Origin of the sequence: Photorhabdus tasmaniensis, assembly GCF_011189505.1 — a bacterium.
Lineage (GTDB): Bacteria > Pseudomonadota > Gammaproteobacteria > Enterobacterales > Enterobacteriaceae > Photorhabdus > Photorhabdus tasmaniensis.
The window spans coordinates 1-17816 of the sequence record NZ_PUJU01000047.1; the positions used below are offsets into that span (position 1 = coordinate 1).

General features: G+C 40.5%; 16 protein-coding genes. 13 read left to right on the forward strand and 3 right to left on the reverse strand.

Going from position 1 to position 17816, the window contains the following annotated elements:
* The 5 genes from C5471_RS17905 to C5471_RS17925 form a co-directional block, all read left to right on the forward strand.
* Positions 1-401, forward strand: a 401-nt coding sequence (locus C5471_RS17905) for a polymorphic toxin type 17 domain-containing protein (RefSeq protein WP_207627388.1), incomplete at its 5' end; no start/stop codon positions are given.
* A complete protein-coding gene (locus C5471_RS17910) occupies positions 398-619 on the forward strand; it encodes an Imm31 family immunity protein (protein WP_133815197.1) in 222 nt (73 codons plus the stop codon). The genes C5471_RS17905 and C5471_RS17910, both read left to right, overlap by 4 nt.
* A gap of 53 nt (positions 620-672) precedes the next feature.
* Complete coding sequence (locus C5471_RS17915; RefSeq protein ID WP_133815196.1) at positions 673-1227, forward strand: hypothetical protein; 555 nt, start codon at positions 673-675, stop codon at positions 1225-1227.
* Positions 1224-1706, forward strand: coding sequence for an Imm42 family immunity protein (locus C5471_RS17920; protein WP_133815195.1), 483 nt, complete (start codon positions 1224-1226; stop codon positions 1704-1706). Before C5471_RS17915 ends, C5471_RS17920 begins: the two co-directional genes overlap by 4 nt.
* Before the next feature lie 1862 nt (positions 1707-3568).
* Positions 3569-4861 carry a hypothetical protein gene (locus C5471_RS17925; protein ID WP_133815194.1) on the forward strand — a complete coding sequence of 431 codons (1293 nt, stop codon included), beginning with the start codon at positions 3569-3571 and terminating at the stop codon, positions 4859-4861.
* 96 nt (positions 4862-4957) lie between these two features.
* On the opposite strand, the gene C5471_RS17930 is transcribed toward C5471_RS17925, so the two are convergent.
* Positions 4958-5563 carry an HD domain-containing protein gene (locus tag C5471_RS17930; protein WP_133815193.1) on the reverse strand — a complete coding sequence of 202 codons (606 nt, stop codon included), beginning with the start codon at positions 5561-5563 and terminating at the stop codon, positions 4958-4960.
* 14 nt (positions 5564-5577) lie between these two features.
* On the reverse strand, positions 5578-6567 hold the full coding sequence (gene ygfZ / locus C5471_RS17935; protein WP_133815192.1) for a tRNA-modifying protein YgfZ: 990 nt from the start codon (positions 6565-6567) through the stop codon (positions 5578-5580).
* A gap of 176 nt (positions 6568-6743) precedes the next feature.
* Between ygfZ and sdhE the strand changes: the two genes are divergently transcribed.
* Both sdhE and C5471_RS17945 read left to right on the forward strand, forming a co-directional pair.
* Complete coding sequence (gene sdhE, locus C5471_RS17940; RefSeq protein WP_133815191.1) at positions 6744-7010, forward strand: FAD assembly factor SdhE; 267 nt, start codon at positions 6744-6746, stop codon at positions 7008-7010.
* Entirely contained in the window at positions 6991-7398 is a 408-nt protein-coding gene (locus tag C5471_RS17945; protein WP_133815190.1) for a protein YgfX, read from the forward strand. Before sdhE ends, C5471_RS17945 begins: the two co-directional genes overlap by 20 nt.
* A gap of 20 nt (positions 7399-7418) precedes the next feature.
* Here the strand turns inward: C5471_RS17945 and fldB are convergent, their stop codons facing one another.
* A complete protein-coding gene (gene fldB, locus C5471_RS17950; protein WP_133815386.1) occupies positions 7419-7937 on the reverse strand; it encodes a flavodoxin FldB in 519 nt (172 codons plus the stop codon).
* Between the two features lie 106 nt (positions 7938-8043).
* Between fldB and xerD the strand changes: the two genes are divergently transcribed.
* The 6 genes from xerD (at position 8044) to C5471_RS17980 (ending at position 17804) form a co-directional block, all read left to right on the forward strand.
* Positions 8044-8955: a site-specific tyrosine recombinase XerD gene (xerD, locus tag C5471_RS17955; RefSeq protein ID WP_339959302.1), complete on the forward strand. Its 912-nt coding sequence runs from the start codon at positions 8044-8046 to the stop codon at positions 8953-8955.
* Positions 8956-8978: 23 nt separating this feature from the next.
* Entirely contained in the window at positions 8979-9680 is a 702-nt protein-coding gene (gene dsbC, locus C5471_RS17960) for a bifunctional protein-disulfide isomerase/oxidoreductase DsbC (protein ID WP_133815189.1), read from the forward strand.
* Positions 9681-9685: 5 nt separating this feature from the next.
* Positions 9686-11419 carry a single-stranded-DNA-specific exonuclease RecJ gene (gene recJ, locus C5471_RS17965; protein ID WP_133815188.1) on the forward strand — a complete coding sequence of 578 codons (1734 nt, stop codon included), beginning with the start codon at positions 9686-9688 and terminating at the stop codon, positions 11417-11419.
* A gap of 136 nt (positions 11420-11555) precedes the next feature.
* Positions 11556-12654 (forward strand): peptide chain release factor 2 gene (gene prfB / locus C5471_RS17970; protein ID WP_133815187.1). Its coding sequence is split into 2 segments (ribosomal slippage): positions 11556-11630 and positions 11632-12654, totalling 1098 coding nucleotides; the frame shifts between segments, so codons are not numbered across the junction.
* A gap of 9 nt (positions 12655-12663) precedes the next feature.
* On the forward strand, positions 12664-14178 hold the full coding sequence (gene lysS / locus C5471_RS17975) for a lysine--tRNA ligase (RefSeq protein ID WP_133815186.1): 1515 nt from the start codon (positions 12664-12666) through the stop codon (positions 14176-14178).
* Positions 14179-14813: 635 nt separating this feature from the next.
* Complete coding sequence (locus tag C5471_RS17980; RefSeq protein WP_133815185.1) at positions 14814-17804, forward strand: Eco57I restriction-modification methylase domain-containing protein; 2991 nt, start codon at positions 14814-14816, stop codon at positions 17802-17804.
* Positions 17805-17816 lie beyond the last annotated feature (12 nt).

The following is a 17816-nucleotide window of genomic DNA, read 5'->3' on the forward strand; positions in this document are numbered from 1 at the left end:
GGGTTACTACCCATGCTGCCGATAAGTTTGCTAAAGTAGCGGTAAAAGCCCCACTTGAATATATAAAAGAACCAACATTTAATCCTTATAGCTCAATGGGTGCAGGGCAACTGTGGTCTATTAAGGGACGGCTGAAATATGTCCAATTGCCAACAGAAGGTAAAATTAGATTTGTTCCATCGCCTAAATACACACCAAATCAGGCTTTACAAAAAGGCCCTAATAATGGGTATATTGATAAGTTTGGTAATGAATGGACAAAAGGGCCTTCCAGAACTCAAGGGCAACCTTTTGAATGGGATGTCCAACTTTCACCACAGGGAAAGATCCAACTGGGCTGGGCAAGTAGAGATGGTAAACATCTAAATGTTTCGCTCGACGGGAGAATTACACATAAATGAAAGATAAATTCATTTTCTATCAAGAGGTTATTATTCTAAATGTTGATCGTGTAATAGAATATAGCCATCAAAAAGGTGTTATTTTTGGTATTGGTGAAGACGAAGGGTTAGGGAAATCATATGCTGTTTATATACCAAACGAAAGTATAACAGTCTCATTATGGGAAAACGAAATTGAACCAACAGGAAAGAAATTTAAACGCGAAGATTTTTATTAAGATTAAGTGTAATAGCCTGATGTATTAAGGACTAGCCGGTCACTCAATTGCTATTGAGTGACCGCTATTATAGTGCCTATCTTCCTAATACAGATTCCCTATCACAAGATAGGGAACTCTTTAGCACTTACTCTCAATCTTGGTTATATAACGCCCTGCCCGCCAGGGAAAAAGGTGCCCTGATAGCCAAAGAAGCGGTAGAATCTGCCGGTATTGGTGGTGCTATTGGTAGTAAGGTTTCAATTGCTTCGATTGTTGGGAAACACCGAGGAAGCGCAATACCGGTACCGGAGCCAATAGTCGCTTCTAATGGGCTAACTTACAAATCAAATCCTAAACATACTCCCGGAGGGGATGGAAATCGCAAAAATGCAGGAATAGAACCTAGAGACTCTCTAATTCTTTTTGAAAACTCTATACCAAGCTCAAAAAACTATAACAATAAAGAGGTTCGGTTCTCAGTAGATAAGAACGGTAACGTTCACCGATTCGAAGGAACTAACGGAGAATATCATTGGAATGGCAGCTCCGGAGATATTAACAATTCCTTAACAAGCAAACAGGTGCCAAGTGATATTCAGAAAAAACTAGGAGTGAAACTAAAGTGATTTATGGTGATCCATTTTACTTTTCTCTTCAATTTGACATTGTTGAGTCATGGAACTCTCCAGATAGCTTTTGGAAAAATGGAGTATTTTCTTTCTATTTAGAAGGAAATAGATTATTTGACATTGTTGATGTTTTCGAATTAAGGACAACAATTGGCTTTTACTCAAATATGAAAATAGATGAGTTGGCATGTAATGATATTCCCTTTGATCCTATTACTTTATACAAAAATGCAGAAAGTTATTTTACAGGAGAAGGAGAAGATCTTATTGATAGCTTGTTTGATATGACTTGTACTGCAATGGGGGATAATGGCTATTATATTTACTTTATGAAAACAAGCCAAAATGATCGCCTAATTTGGAGTGTTGATGATGGGAGTACAATAAAAGAGACTTTATTACCTGCCGGTACAGTTCATTCTGTAATTCAAAAAATGTCACAATGTCCGCTAACCAAAATATTTACTGGTGACTAGTAAGTCTAGATAAAACGCTAATCCCAGTCAGCTACGGCTGGGATTACTTTAACTTTATGTTAATATTTACTTATCAATCAAATAAGGATGAATATTTTCTATTTATCAGTCTGATGCAGAGTTAGGATTAAAGATTCCAACCATCTCAGCCCAGCCAATTTGTGACCACAGAAAACCAGAACGATTTAGGGCTGTTGTATAGGTGCACTTTTTGGAGAAGTTGACAGTAAATAAACTCAATTTATCCCGGCCAGAATTGGGATTCTTTTTTATAAGTTTCAAATAATTATCTCAATCCTAATAACTGGGACAAGATTTCATATTTTTAATATGGTCTATTTTCTCTTTCTACTTATTTTCTCTTTTTGGGCAATTAGTTAACTAAGGGTAAAAAAAACAGACATCCATTAATGCCAGATTTTTAAAAGGTACAGAGTGACTAAAAACGGCTTATTCCCTGTCATGTTTAATGTATTTATCAACAATGCTACCCTCCGCTTATTTTACATTTACCTAACCTGCCATAACCATTTAAAAGCACTAAAACAGAGATATTAAAGGTTTTATATAAAAGACGGATTTAACTATAAGTAAAACTTTTTAAAATGATTATTAATTATATTTAATTGAAGCTCATTAACCATTAAAAGAGAGTTAAAAAATCAGTGAGAAAAAGAATATTATCCGATAAAATATAAAATAGCATCTTTATACCATCAGACTATTTACAGGTTGATTTATGAAGATAAAACAAATGAGTATGACTTATGAAAACTACTAAAAATTGCCAGCAAAACAACGTCAGTAAAGATAAAAAATGGGTATGATTAAAGTTGGTTAAAAGTAAAACACAATATACTATGATGATTAAACTTAAGAAAAAACAGGTGTTAAAAGTAGCAAAAACAATGGTTAAAACCTGATTATACCGATTAAAACCCGAGGTTAAAAAAATGGCTTTTAATAACAACTTAAAATCTGCCCATCATAAAATTATCAGTGAAAGATGAGAAAAATAATTGGTTTTATTAATGCTTACATACCCCGGAAAAAAGGATAAATAAAAACATGAATGGTTTAATCAGACAATTTATTTTTCCAAAGGAACCGACTTTAATAATGTTTTCAACTGACAATAAACTTTGTCATAAACCAGTTAAATCATTGATCATAGAAAACTCTCAAATGAATGATTTAATAGAATACGAATCGGGTTACTTGCAGTGTTATTATGTAAAACCGTAAATACGTCAGATTAAACTTGTTTTACACTGCTTTAATCAGTCTTGTTCGTAAAAAAGTCTTATTTTCGCAAAGAGGAATTATTTTTCACCATTAATTTAAATCACATTCATAATTTAATTATTCAATAATATTTATAGGTTTCTATCTTGTTGTGATTTTTGAAAAAAATCATACTTGTTGTTTTTATTTGTATTTCCTAATAATACCTAATGAGATAAATATAAAATTGAAATTCTTAATCAGCACGCATTAAAAGGTAGTGATATATCACGTAAATACTCTCTATAACTAATGGAAAAAGTGGAAGATTAAATTGTATAATTCAAATATTGCATCCAATCGCTTTCTGTAAAGTGAATAAATACTTACCTAATTAATTCCCATAGGAATTATTTTTCTGGCATACCTGTTGTTGAAGTGCCTATATCCTTTACCAGAAAAAATCGAAGTTTTCGCTATGGCTAATCTGGTGATTAGCCAAGGGCAAGATTTTGACTATGAGCAATTTAGTGTCACAACCGGTAGTAATAGCGGTAGATACTTTGGAATTTGGTCAGATGGACAACTGATATATGAAACTATCCTAAATGTATAAACTTAAACTCAGGAGAATTCCCATGAGTAAAATGAAGACTTTTACTGAAACTTTAGCCGTATTACATCAGTATCATCATCTGGTTGGTATAGAGCGGCAGCCAAAGCAACTTAAGACCTCGGATTTTGACGGCAAAGTAGTATTTTCTAACGATCCGAAGACAGCGACTGTGCCCCCGGCATTCTTTACGGTACAAACCATACAAGAGTTGAAGGAACTCGGCGGTGTGCCTGACAGTCAGTATGGCCCTGGCAGAATGGAACCCCACCATCCGTTGCCCGAACCGTTTTCTGCTGAACGGCTGGCAAATGTCCCGGGTAATCATATTGACTTGTGCAAAGCTTTTCGGGCCTATATCTATAGTGATTCTGCTTTGGTCAAAGATTATGAAGAAATACTTAATGCTAAACGCTTCCCGATGAAGATTGCGCTATACAGTGGCGAAAGTATTACTGTTACCGCAGATAATCCAGTGATTGTTGAAGATAACGATGACTATGGTGAGCCGGTTACTTTGGTGTATGACCAGATAATCTTTGAGCAAGGAGGTCAAATTATTTACCGCACTAACGGTAGCATCGAAGCGAACTGTGTTATAGGACATGGAACTGATAGAAAGCAGGGCATTGTCAATAAAGGTACTGATGGAATCGATAATTCAGCGGGGGCACCAGGAAATAATGGGATTAATGGCAGCAATGGTAGTGCGGGTAAAGAGGGTAAAAACAGCTGCGCAGTTCAATCCACATCAGGTACAGATGGAACCAGCAGTTCTGCGGGAGTATCAGGGGGGAATGGCGGACGCGCTGGAGATGCAAATGACGTAACTGTTACGGTTCAATCTATTACAGGGTTAGTCAATGCGCTATCACTGGGTGGGCGTGGTGGAAATGGCGGAAATGGCGGAAATGGGGGTAACGGGGGGAATGGAGGAAATGGCGGAAATGGGAGTGATACTAACAATAAAACAAGCAAGTGTCGTTCCGGATCTGGAGGAAACGGGGGGAATGGCGGAGATGGAGGGGATGGAGGAGATGGGGGTAAAGGTGGAGACAGTGGTAACATATATATTGGTTTCTCCGATGGTCAGCCAATAATTAATGCTCTGTCATATAGAGGTGATGGTGGGAAGGGGGGGAGTGGCGGAAAAGGTGGGAGTGGCGGAAAAGGTGGGAACGGCGGAGAAGGTGGAGTAAATAATAGCGGATTCGAGAACAATGGCCAACCAGGCGCATCGGGTCAAGATGGCTCTGAGGGAAAACCAGGAGATGAAGGTATATCTGGTAAGATAATTATCAACGGCCAGCCAAAGTGAATCCTGAGTGGTGCAGGAATGAGATAAGTCTGATTTCGCGCGCCATATTCTTTATATGGCGCACTGAATTTGTAGTATAAAATTATTGGGAAAAAGTTACTTCAACCAGCCTTTCTTTTGAGCAGACTCTAATTGTGGCAGCAGATATTGCCAGAATTCAGGATAGACATCGGCAATAAATTGATTGCGATTTAGCACCTGCTCAAGACGAATATCGTTTTCCACCCAGCTTTGGCCCTTATTATGCAGATTCATCAGAATCGGCATTAATCTATCCAGCGTAATAGCAAAACGGGCATCCTGACTTTCTCCTGCTTCGTATTCTTGCCAAAGTGACATAAAGTGATTTTTTTGAGTTTCGGGTAGCAAGCCAAAAAGACGGTTAGCGGCTTTAACTTCCTGATCGTGAATGGCTTCACGGGCAGCTAAATCATAAACCATCACATCACCAGCATCGATTTCAACGATATCGTGAATCAATGCCATCTGGATAACCCGCTGAATATCGACTTCTTTCACATACGGCGCAAAACTCATCGCAGCGATAGCAAAATGCCAGCTATGTTCTGCTGAATTTTCCTGACGGTGGTTATCCAATAACTTAGTGCGTCGCTGAACTCTTTTCAGTTTATCCAGCTCCATCAAAAAACCGATCACATCCGTAAAAGGGCCAAAATCAACGGCAGGCACTGCTAACGACATACAAACCTCATAAACTATTTTTCTTCAACAAGGGAATAAGGCAGTGGCTGAATGGCCAGTGAATGTTCTTCATCGCCACGGACTCGGAACACGCTATGACTTTCCATATCATTATTCATGACGACCTGCACCCAAATACTATTGTCATTCAATCTAACAGCAGTTAAAACGGTACCCGTTCTCCGCCATTTATCTCCCAGTTGCCATTCCAGATCATCACCAGCCGCCGGCATTTTGGCAGCACTACCCACCAGCCAGTACATTGCGCGTTTATTTGCGCCGCGATATTTAGCACGAGCCACCATTTCCTGACCGGTATAACAACCTTTTTTAAAACAGATACCCCCCACGAATGCCTGGAGGTTAGTTGCCTGTGGAATAAACTGCGCGCTGTTGGCGGTATCAATGACCGGGAAACCGGCTTCAATATCCAGCGCCAACCACTGTTCGCTGCTATTAAGTTGGGCTTGAAGTTTTTCTATTAGCTGTTCAACAGTGGCAGTGTCTGTAACCAGAAGGAACCGCTCAGACGGCAAGGCAAAATGGAGCAAAGTAGTGGCTTCATGTTGAACTACAGCATTATCCGCACCCGGCAGTGCAGGGAAAATGTTGCTTAGAGCTTCACGGCAGCCTTTACCTGCGACACCTAGCAGTACCGCATTTTCATCCTGAACTAGTGTAACTTTAGCGAATATTGCATATTTTTTCAGCTCCTTAAGCTGGTTTTCCAGCACACTGCGGCGTTCAATATAAGCAAGGCTTTCACCACGATGAAAGAGACGCAGATTGCTCCACATTTTGCCTTTTGCGTCACAATGTGCACTGAGCACATGTTGATTCGCTGCAAGAGCAGAAATATCTGCTGTCACCTGACCTTGCAGATATTTTTCGGCATCCGGTCCGGTTGCGGTTACCAGACCCCAGTCATCCAGAGAGATTAACGTCAGGGGAAGAGTTGATGAAGACAATGGAGATTGTGAAGAAAACGGAGTTTTATAAGTCATGACACATCCTGCCAGTCAGATATTTGAGCCAATGATGCATAATGGTAAAAGAGCTGAAGCACAATGCAAGTAGTTATTATTGCTATTAGCTGGCATGATGCATGAGTTTGCCGGGCGATTTAATGGCTGATGGTTTTAAGATAAACAATGAGAATTAAAAAGGGGATTTTTTGAACATGGATATTGATAATAAAGCACGTATACATTGGGCATGTCGGCGTGGAATGCGTGAGTTGGATATTTCAATTATGCCGTTTTTTAAGCATGAATATGACTCACTGAGTGATGATGATAAACAACTTTTTATTCGCTTACTTGAATGCGCTGATCCTGATCTGTTCAACTGGTTGATGAATCATGGACGTCCGGAAGATGAGGCGCTATTCCGCATGATTAAACTTATTCAGAATAGAAATAAAGCTCGTGGTCCTGTGGAAATGTGATCTCAGGGTATCCTGGAATACCCAGCTTATTTCCACCTGCATTCATGGTGCAATAGCGCTTATCGTATTGTTGGCTCCGTGGCCGGCGGATGACTCCATTTTCTGGCTTCCTTTGGTACTGTTGATTATTGCCAGTTGGGGACGTAGTCAGAAAAATATCCGTAAATTACAAGGGCCTTTGGTTCTGCTCAATAATAATAAGTTGCAATGGAAAAAACATGAATGGCAAATTATCCGGCAGCCGTGGATGTGCCGCTATGGCGTGCTAATCACTGCGCAATCTGGTTATAACCGGAAAAAAATCCGTTTATGGATAACATCTGATAGCATGCCACAGGATGAGTGGAGGAGTATCAACCAACTATTATTGCAATATCCTGATACCTGATTGAGCTGAAATTGCCCTGATTAAAGTAAAGGTTCCATTTCTTGCAGGATTTGCATACACCATTGTGATAAACGATCATCAGTTTGCTCAAATTGGTTTACGTCATCCAGAGCCAGCCCGACAAATTGTGAACCATTATCAGTTAATGGCTTCGGGCTGGTAAATTCATAACCTTCTGTGGGCCAAAAGCCAATGAAATGTACACCAGAAGGAAGTAAATGGTGATATAGCATACCAAGAGCATCAAGGAACCATTCGCCGTAATCAATTTGATCACCCATACCGTACATGGCGACGATTTTTCCCTGTAAATTAAGAGAAGGAAGTTGATCCCAGATAACCAGCCAATCTTCCTGCAATTCGCCAAAATCCCATGTTGGGATGCCGAGAATCAGCACCGAATACGTTTCCATTAATTCCGGTGTTGCCTCTTTAATGTCGTGGAGATCAACCAAATCTTCGCCGAGGATATCGCGGATTTTCTCTGCTACCATTTCGGTGTAGCAGGTGCTGGAGCCGTAAAAAAGACCAATCTTCATCATTAATCATTATGGTTTTTGAATATCTGGAGGGCATTGTAACAGAATAATTGCTTTTTCAGGCATAATAGCCAGCAGAGATGTGCAGATTTAAGGGAAGAGTTTCGTGTCAAAACAACAAACTCAGTTGACAGATCCACTGATAGAACAATTTCTTGATGCTATTTGGCTGGAACATGATCTGGCGGAAAATACATTGGTTTCTTACCGGTTGGATTTACAGGCGCTGGATAATTGGTTGATACATCATGGTCATGATTTATTATCTGTCCAGGCGATTGATTTGCAGTCTTTTCTGGCAGAACGGGTGGATGGAGGGTATAAAGCCAGTAGCTCAGCACGTTTATTGAGCGCCATGCGTCAGTTGTTTCTCTATTTTTACCGGGAAAAAATGCGGGAAGATGATCCGACAGCGCTTTTATCTGCACCGAAATTACCCAAGCGGTTGCCGAAAGATTTAAGTGAAAAGCAGGTAGAAAATTTGCTTAATGCACCTTGCACAGATCAGCCTGTGGAGTTAAGGGATAAGGCGATGCTTGAAGTGCTTTATGCTTGTGGCTTGCGGGTATCTGAGCTAGTGGGGTTAACACTGTCTGATGTCAGTTTGCGCCAAGGCGCGGTGAGAGTCATCGGTAAAGGGAATAAAGAACGATTGGTACCTTTAGGAGAAGAGGCTGTTTACTGGCTAGAGAATTACCTAGAGTATGGGAGAGCTGGGTTGTTGAATGGTGCAACACTGGATGTGCTTTTTCCCAGCAACCGGGGGCGGCAAATGACCCGCCAGACTTTTTGGCATCGCATTAAACACTATGCTGTATTGGCCGGGATTGATACTGAACGGTTATCTCCTCATGTTTTGCGCCATGCATTTGCAACGCATTTGCTTAATCATGGTGCTGATTTACGGGTTGTGCAGATGTTGCTGGGACATAGCGATCTATCCACAACACAAATATATACACATGTCGCAACCGAGCGGCTTAGATTGTTACATCAACAACATCATCCGCGTGGGTGAGCATGGATTTAAAGGAACTGAAAATGAAAAAAAGCGTGTTATGTTTCCCTCTTTTGCTGGCCTTTTTAAGTGGAAATGCGTTTGCTGATGATGGTGAAGTTCATAGGACGATGCAAAAGCTGGGGATCAAAGCAGAAAATATCCAGCCATCACCGATTGCGGGCTTAAATACGATAGTGACCGAGCAAGGTATCATTTATCTGTCTGATGACGGCAAATATTTATTACAAGGGCCGATTTACGACGTCAGTGGCAGCACTCCGGTGAATGTCAGTAATCAATTGTTGATGAAAAAGCTGGAGGCGATGAAAGACCAAATGATTGTTTACAAAGCGCCGAAAGAGAAGCATGTTGTGACTGTTTTCACTGATATTACCTGTGGTTACTGCCATAAATTGCATGGAGAGATGAAAGAGTACAATAAACTTGGCATTACTGTTCGCTATCTGGCATTCCCACGTCAGGGGATGCAGCATCAGTCCGCTAAAGATATGCAATCTATCTGGTGCAGTGCAACACCACAAAAGTCACTGGATGCTGCGTTTAAAAATGAGAGCATTTCGCCAATCAAGGATTGTAAGGTGGATATCGCTAACCATTATAAATTGGGAGTCCAGTTTGGTGTACAGGGAACACCGGCAATTATTCTTAAAGATGGCAGCCTGTTAGGTGGATATATGCCGCCGGAAGCGCTGGCAAAAGCATTAGATCAGCGTGGTAAATAAGTTTAGTGAATATTGAAACACAACTCCGCCGCCGCCCGGCGGTGGATGATAGTCATCTTCCACCACAGATTCATCCATTATTGCGCCGTTTATATGCCATCCGTGGCATCCAGCAAGCTAATGAATTGGAACGCAGTGTTCAGGGATTACTGAATTACCAGCATCTGAGTGGTGTGGAACAGGCGGTAACACTATTGTTGACCGCACTTCATGAACACTGGCGCATTGTTATTGTCGGTGATTTTGATGCTGATGGTGCAACCAGTACGGCACTGGCGATCCGCTCGCTATGGGCGATGGGCTACCGTAATCTTGATTATCTGGTGCCAAATCGTTTCGAAGATGGTTATGGTTTAAGCCCACAGGTGGTAGAAGAGGTTGTCAAAAAAGGCGCTGACCTGATTATTACGGTGGATAACGGTATCTCTTCCCATGAAGGCGTTGTGGCTGCACATCAGCATCATATGAAAGTGATTGTGACTGACCATCACCTGCCGGGTGAAATTCTGCCCGCCGCAGAGGCCATTATTAACCCCAATCTGTCCGATTGTTCCTTCCCGTCTAAATCATTGGCGGGGGTTGGCGTCACCTTTTATCTGATGTCTGCTCTAAGAGCTGCGCTGAGAAAAGAACAATGGTTTGAAAAACAGGGAATGGCGCTGCCGAATCTGGCAGAAATGCTGGATCTGGTTGCATTGGGCACTGTTGCTGATGTTGTCCCTTTGGATACCAATAACCGGATTCTGGTTTATCAGGGATTAAACCGTATTCGCGCAGGGCGCTGCTGTGCGGGGATCCGCGCATTACTGGAAGTTTCTAAACGTGATGCTTATAAGCTGGCCGCCAGCGATTTGGGTTTCTTTCTTGGACCAAGGTTGAATGCCGCCGGCCGTTTGGATGATATGTCCATTGGCGTCGCTTTATTGCTCACTGACGATATGGCAAAGGCCCGTCAGATAGCTTGCGAACTGGACAGCCTTAACCACACCCGTCGTGAAATAGAGCAGGGAATGCAGCAGGAAGCATTACAAATCTGCGACAAACTTGAACGTACCCGCACTGAATTGCCTTATGGTCTGGCGCTCTATCATCCTGAATGGCATCAGGGGGTGGTGGGAATTTTGGCTTCCCGAATTAAAGAACGTTTTCATCGGCCTGTTATCGCCTTTGCACCGGCAGGTAATGGCATTTTGAAAGGTTCAGGCCGTTCAGTTCAGGGACTGCATATGCGTGATGCCCTTGAACGACTTGATACGTTAAATCCGGGGCTGATACTGAAATTTGGTGGTCATGCAATGGCTGCCGGCCTGTCACTTGAACAGGATAAATTTGAACAATTCCAGCATCACTTTTCCACGCTGATGGCGGACTGGCTGGATATTTCGCAACTTGAAGGTGTCATCTGGAGTGATGGCGAGTTGGCAATGAATGAACTGTCATTGGACGTTGCTGAAATATTGCGTGATGGCGGCCCTTGGGGGCAAGCTTTCCCGGAACCGGTTTTTGACGGTAAATTCAGGTTGCTGCAACAACGCATTGTGGGAGAACGTCATTTAAAAGTGATGGTAGAACCATTAAATGGTGGGCCGATGCTGGATGGTATCGCGTTCAATATCGATCCTGCTCGTTGGCCGGACAACAGCGTCCGTGAAGTAGAACTTGCCTATAAACTGGATGTTAATGAATTCCGGGGCAACCGTAATGTACAACTTTTGATCCAGCATCTTTGGCCCTATTAAAAAATAGTCACGTATTCTCGTTTGAATACGTGACAAATCTATTGAAATGCTATAAACCCTTTGCCAAATCCGTTACAATGCGCGGTTCGAAAAATATCCCATTTATCTACGACTACACAACGTAAGACACTAAAATATGTTTGAAATTAATCCGGTAAAAAACCACATTCAGGACATGTCTGAACGGACAATGGTTCTGAGGGGGTATCTTTGACTACGATGCCAAGAAAGAACGTTTAGAAGAAGTTAACGCCGAACTGGAACAGCCTGGTGTCTGGAGTGAGCCGGAGCGGGCACAGGCTTTGGGTAAGGAACGCTCCTCACTGGAAGAGATTGTTGAGACTATCGTTCAGCTTGAACAAGGTTTGGAAGATGTACAAGGCTTGTTAGAACTGGCGGTAGAAGCTGACGATGAAGAGACGTTTAATGAAGCTGTAGCAGAACTGGAACAGCTTGAAGGCAAACTGGGCCAGTTAGAATTTCGCCGTATGTTCTCTGGTGAGTATGACAGTGCTAACTGCTACCTTGATTTACAGGCAGGTTCTGGTGGTACCGAAGCGCAGGATTGGGCAAGTATGCTGATGCGTATGTACCTGCGCTGGGCTGAATCCAAAGGTTTTAAAACTGAGATCATCGAAGAATCCGATGGTGAAGTTGCCGGCCTGAAATCAGCAACCATCAAGATCATGGGCGATTATGCTTATGGTTGGCTGCGTACTGAAACCGGAGTTCACCGTTTGGTACGTAAAAGCCCATTTGATTCCGGTGGTCGTCGCCACACTTCATTCAGTTCTGCATTCATCTATCCTGAAGTGGATGATGATATTGATATTGAAATCAACCCGGCAGACTTACGTATCGACGTGTATCGCGCATCAGGCGCGGGTGGTCAGCACGTTAACAAAACCGAATCTGCGGTGCGTATTACCCATATTCCAACCAACATTGTGACTCAGTGTCAGAATGATCGCTCTCAGCATAAAAACAAAGACCAAGCCATGAAACAGTTGAAAGCAAAGCTGTATGAGCTGGAAATGCAGAAGAAAAATGCTGATAAACAGGTTATGGAAGAGAATAAATCGGATATCGGCTGGGGCAGCCAAATCCGCTCTTATGTTCTGGATGACTCACGGATCAAAGACTTGCGCACAGGCGTTGAAACCCGCAATACACAATCTGTGCTGGATGGTGATCTGGACAAATTCATTGAAGCAAGCCTTAAAGCTGGCTTATGAGGAACTAATATGTCACAACAACAACAGGGGGCAGAACAGGCTCCCGATTTAAATAATGAACTGCAAACCCGCCGCGAGAAACTGGCGGCTTTACGGGAGAAAGGGATGACTTTCCCGAATGATTTCCGTCGTGAAAACATTTCAGGAGATTTGCACGCGCAATACGACGACAAAACTCAGGAAGAGTTAGAAGCACTGAATATTGAAGTGACGGTTGGTGGTCGTATGATGACCCGTCGTATCATGGGGAAGGCTTCTTTCGTAACACTACAAGATATGGGCGGTCGTATTCAGTTATACGTTGCCCGTGACGATCTGCCGGAAGGTATTTATAACGAACAGTTTAAAAAATGGGACCTGGGAGACATTCTGGGCGCTCGTGGCAAACTGTTTAAAACCAAAACCGGTGAGCTTTCCATTCACTGTACTGAACTGCGTCTGCTGACAAAAGCGCTGCGCCCATTGCCGGATAAATTCCACGGGCTGGCTGATCAAGAAACCCGTTACCGCCAGCGTTATCTGGATCTGATCGCTAACGAAGAATCGCGCAAAACTTTCCAAATCCGCTCTCAGGTTTTATCCGTCCTGCGCAGCTTTATGGTGAATAAAGGCTTTATGGAAGTCGAAACACCAATGATGCAGGTGATCCCGGGTGGTGCGTCGGCCCGTCCGTTTATCACTCACCACAATGCGCTGGATATTGACATGTACCTGCGTATTGCGCCGGAACTTTACCTGAAACGTCTGGTTGTCGGTGGTTTTGAACGTGTATTTGAAATTAACCGTAACTTCCGTAACGAAGGCGTCTCTCCGCGTCATAACCCTGAGTTCACCATGATGGAACTCTATATGGCTTACGCGGATTACCAAGATCTGATTGTTTTGATCGAAGAGCTGTTCCGTACCCTGACTGAGAATGTTTTGGGTAGCACGCTGGTTAAATATGGCGAGCAGGAATTTGATTTTGGTAAACCATTTGCCCAAATGACCATGAAAGAAGCGATTTGCAAATATCGTCCTGAAACCAACATGACGGATTTGGATGATATGGATAAAGCAGTGGCTATCGCTGAATCACTTGGTATTGAAGTGGAAAAAAGTTGGGGCCTTGGTCGCGTTCAGTGTGAAATCTTCGAAGAAACGGCTGAAAGCCACCTGATTCAACCAACATTTATCACGGAATATCCGGCAGAAGTTTCTCCTTTGGCTCGTCGTAACGATGAAAATCCGTTTATCACCGACCGTTTTGAATTCTTCATTGGTGGACGTGAGATTGGTAACGGCTTCTCAGAATTGAACGACGCTGAAGATCAGGCAGAACGCTTTGCTGAACAGGTTCGTCAGAAAGACGAAGGTGATGACGAAGCCATGTTCTACGATGAAGATTATGTCACGGCTCTGGAACACGGTATGCCACCAACCGCAGGTTTGGGTATTGGTATTGACCGTATGGTCATGCTGTTGACTAACAGCCATACCATCCGTGACGTTATTCTGTTCCCGGCAATGCGCCCACAGAAATAACCGCTTTAATTAAGTTTCAAATTTCAACTCCCCTGTAGCATAACTGCCAGGGGAGTTTTTATTTTCAACTGACTGAAATATAGGCAATTTAAACAGGTAATGGCTTGCTGGTGTCTATAGAGTTGCTATAATAAAATGTATTATATCCTATCCAAGTGCGGGCGTAGCTCAATAGCAGAGCAGAGGCTTCCCAAGCCTACGACCTGAGAGTTGTGAAGGTAGCTAACTTTCTCATTACCTTTAATAAATAAAAAATGAGAAAAATAGCATGGAAATAGGTAGTTCCAATAATTGATTCTACTCTACTGCGGTGAAAGCTGTATAAATAATTGCCCAGCAGAATTTATCTGTCGTTGGATCAGATGTCTAACCATCTATAACCTAGTACTACAACCGAACTTCACTTTCTTCAACGGAAGAAATACTCATAGGAAAGCTTAATTCATGTGGTTTTTCAGAGTTGAGAGAATCAGAATAAATGCAGATTTTTGGTTATCATGAAGTAGATGATTACACTTAAAGTATAAGGAAAACGACTGCTTATATTAAAATAAATGTAGAAAAATTACTGATTTTTATTGGATTGCAAGATGGTTATGTGAATCAACCTATTGATTTTATTAAGAGAAATTAAGATGAATAGTAAGGGAAAACTAATAGAGTTAGTAAAAAAATATAAACAAGACAAACAGTATTATCAGTCAAAGAAATATAACGAAACACAACTCAGAACAGATTTCCTTGATCCGTTTTTTACAATACTTGGATGGGATATCAATAACTCTTCGGGCAAAATAACAAATGAAAGAGAGGTACTTGTCGAAGAAGGATTAAAAGGTAAGGCAGGAGAAAACACAAAAAAACCAGACTATACATTCAGACTTTTCTCCGAAAGAAAATTTTTTGTTGAAGCTAAAAAGCCAAGCGTTGACATTTTTAAAGACCCGGAGCCTGCAAAGCAAGTCAGGAGATACGGATTTACTGCAAAGTTAAAGATTTCTGTTTTATCTAACTTTGAATATACTGTAATTTATGACTGTTCAACACCAGTAAAAGAATATGAGCAAGTATCTAATTCGCGGGTGAAATGTTATCACTATACTGAATTAGTGGATAATTTTGATGAAATCAAGTCCCTAATTGGTCGAGAAAGTGTTTATTCTGGACAATTTGACAATGAATGGTCAGAGATCGAAAATAATATTTCTAAGTTCAGTATCGATGACTTATTCCTGAAACAAATAAACGATTGGCGTTTATTGTTAGCAGAAGAGTTTCTTTGTATCAAGAAAGAATTAAATGAAGAAAAATTAAATGATTTAATTCAAAAATATATCAACAGTATTGTTTTCTTACGAGTATGTGAAGATCGTGATCTTGAAGACTATGAGACACTTTATCATTATGCAGAGCAAAAAGATTATAAGTCACTTGTATCTAAGCTCCACGATGCTGATAAGAAATACAATTCTGGTTTATTTGCGCTTGAACATATAGATGAATTAATCAATAATAAAGAATCATCTATTTGGACTATCATTAAACAGCTTTATTTTCCACAAAGCACATACTCTTTTTCCGTCTTTTCGTCAGATATTTTAGGTAATATCTATGAGGTCTTTTTGGGGGAAAAGATTCGTATTTTAGAGGATGGAAGTGTAGATGTACAGCTAAAAGAAGAGCATATTGATCGTGATGTAGTCACTACTCCCAACCATATCGTTAAAGACATTATCAGAAACACAGTTATTGAATACTGTGGAGGAAAATCAGATTATGAAATATTAAGCTCTAAGTTTGCTGATATTGCTTGTGGTTCTGGTGCATTTATTCTTGAAGTTTTCCAAACGCTTCAAGATATTCTGATTGACTACTATTTGGTTCATGATAGGTCTAAGCTGAGACAACTCACTGAGCATACATTCACGTTAAAGTTGTCTATTAAAAAAGAAATCCTTCGTAAATGTATTTATGGTGTAGATAAAGACTATAACGCAGTTAAGGCGTGTTCATTTGGTCTTTTATTAAAACTATTAGAAGGAGAATCAAAAGAAACGATAGGAACGGAAAAACCTATCCTACCTGATTTAGACCGGAATATTCTTTTCGGCAATAGTTTAATCGATCAAATGGACGCAATAAAACCACAAGATATTGTTTCTGTAAATCCATTCAATATCAACGAATTTGAGTTTGATGTCATTGTTGGTAATCCCCCATATATGGCAACTGAACATATGAATCAGATTACGCCTACTGAACTGGCTATATATAAGAAAAAATATAAATCAGCATTTAAACAATTTGACAAATACTTTCTATTTGTTGAGCGATCAATGCAATTATTAAAAGATGGTGGTTACTTAGGTTATATACTACCTTCTAAGTTTACTAAGGTTGGTGCTGGTAAAAACCTAAGAAAGTTACTTTCAGATAATAAATACTTGTGTAAGTTAATCTCGTTTGGGTCTAATCAAGTATTTAAGAACAAGACTACTTACACTTGTTTATTATTCCTAAAAAAATCAAAGCAAGAAGAGTTTTCTTTCTATGAAGTAAGTGACTTTAAAAAATGGCTCACACGAGAAAATAAAACACTATTATTAAGTACTTATGAAGTTGATAAATTAAACTCTGACACATGGGTTCTGGAAAAGGAAACCAATGAGATTTTAGAACGTATGTTTAAGTGTTCTGAAACGCTGGGTGATATATTAGGAAAAAACTCAATTGCTAATGGTATTCAAACCAGCGCAAATAACTATTATATACACAAGGAAATTAAGTCAGAAAATGGATTTATTTATTTTGAGTTTCATGGTAAAGAATATAAGGTTGAAAAGGAATTAACTAGACCTTATTTTGAGACTGATCGTTCTGACCATTTTTATACTTACAAAGATGTCGAACCAAACTCTTTTGTTCTTTATCCATACAATAAAGTTGAGAGTAAAGTTAAGTTTATCGAATATGACAATTTAAAGAACCATTATCCCTGTATGTTCAATTTCCTTCATGTTGTAAAAGATAAACTTGATGATGGTAAACGCTCAATCAAACCTGATCCGGCAACACCTAATGAGTGGTATAGATACGGTCGAAGTCAAGCATTAGAGAACTGCGACGTAGCTCAGAAATTGATTGTTGGTGTATTATCAAATGGTTATAAATATTCAATCGATAATCAAAAGACTTTCGTTTCTTCTGGTGGCACAGCTGGTTATAGCATTATCAACGTGCCAGAAGAGTGTAACTATTCTATTTATTATATCCAGGCGGTCTTGTCATCTCGCTACTTGGAGTGGTTTGCTTCAATTTACGGTGAAATTTTTCGTGGTGGTTTTGTTGCTCGTGGAACAAAAGTTCAAACCAGAATGCCAATCCCAACTATTGACTTTGCTGATCATGTTCAAATTTCAAAACATGACAAAATCGCTAATCAGCAAAAAGAAATGAATGGCCTATATAGTGAAATTTTAAAATCAGGTGTTCGTAAGAAAATTGTATTAGAACGCCAACTTGAAGTTAAACAAGCAGAAATGGATAACATGATTAAGGAGCTTTTCAACTTAGGAGACTTGGACAGAAAAATTCCTTCAGTAGAAGACTTATATAAATCTTTATAGAGTCAAAGGGCC

Excerpts from the sequence above, each read along its gene's own strand:
- C5471_RS17910 (WP_133815197.1), top strand. The coding sequence starts at position 398 with ATGAAAGATAAATTCATTTTCTATCAAGAGGTTATTATTCTAAATGTT.
- C5471_RS17925 (WP_133815194.1), top strand. The coding sequence starts at position 3,569 with ATGAGTAAAATGAAGACTTTTACTGAAACTTTAGCCGTATTACATCAG.
- C5471_RS17930 (WP_133815193.1), bottom strand. The coding sequence starts at position 5,563 with ATGTCGTTAGCAGTGCCTGCCGTTGATTTTGGCCCTTTTACGGATGTG.
- ygfZ (WP_133815192.1), bottom strand. The coding sequence starts at position 6,567 with ATGACTTATAAAACTCCGTTTTCTTCACAATCTCCATTGTCTTCATCA.
- sdhE (WP_133815191.1), top strand. The coding sequence starts at position 6,744 with ATGGATATTGATAATAAAGCACGTATACATTGGGCATGTCGGCGTGGA.
- fldB (WP_133815386.1), bottom strand. The coding sequence starts at position 7,937 with ATGAAGATTGGTCTTTTTTACGGCTCCAGCACCTGCTACACCGAAATG.
- dsbC (WP_133815189.1), top strand. The coding sequence starts at position 8,979 with ATGAAAAAAAGCGTGTTATGTTTCCCTCTTTTGCTGGCCTTTTTAAGT.
- lysS (WP_133815186.1), top strand. The coding sequence starts at position 12,664 with ATGTCACAACAACAACAGGGGGCAGAACAGGCTCCCGATTTAAATAAT.
- C5471_RS17980 (WP_133815185.1), top strand. The coding sequence starts at position 14,814 with ATGAATAGTAAGGGAAAACTAATAGAGTTAGTAAAAAAATATAAACAA.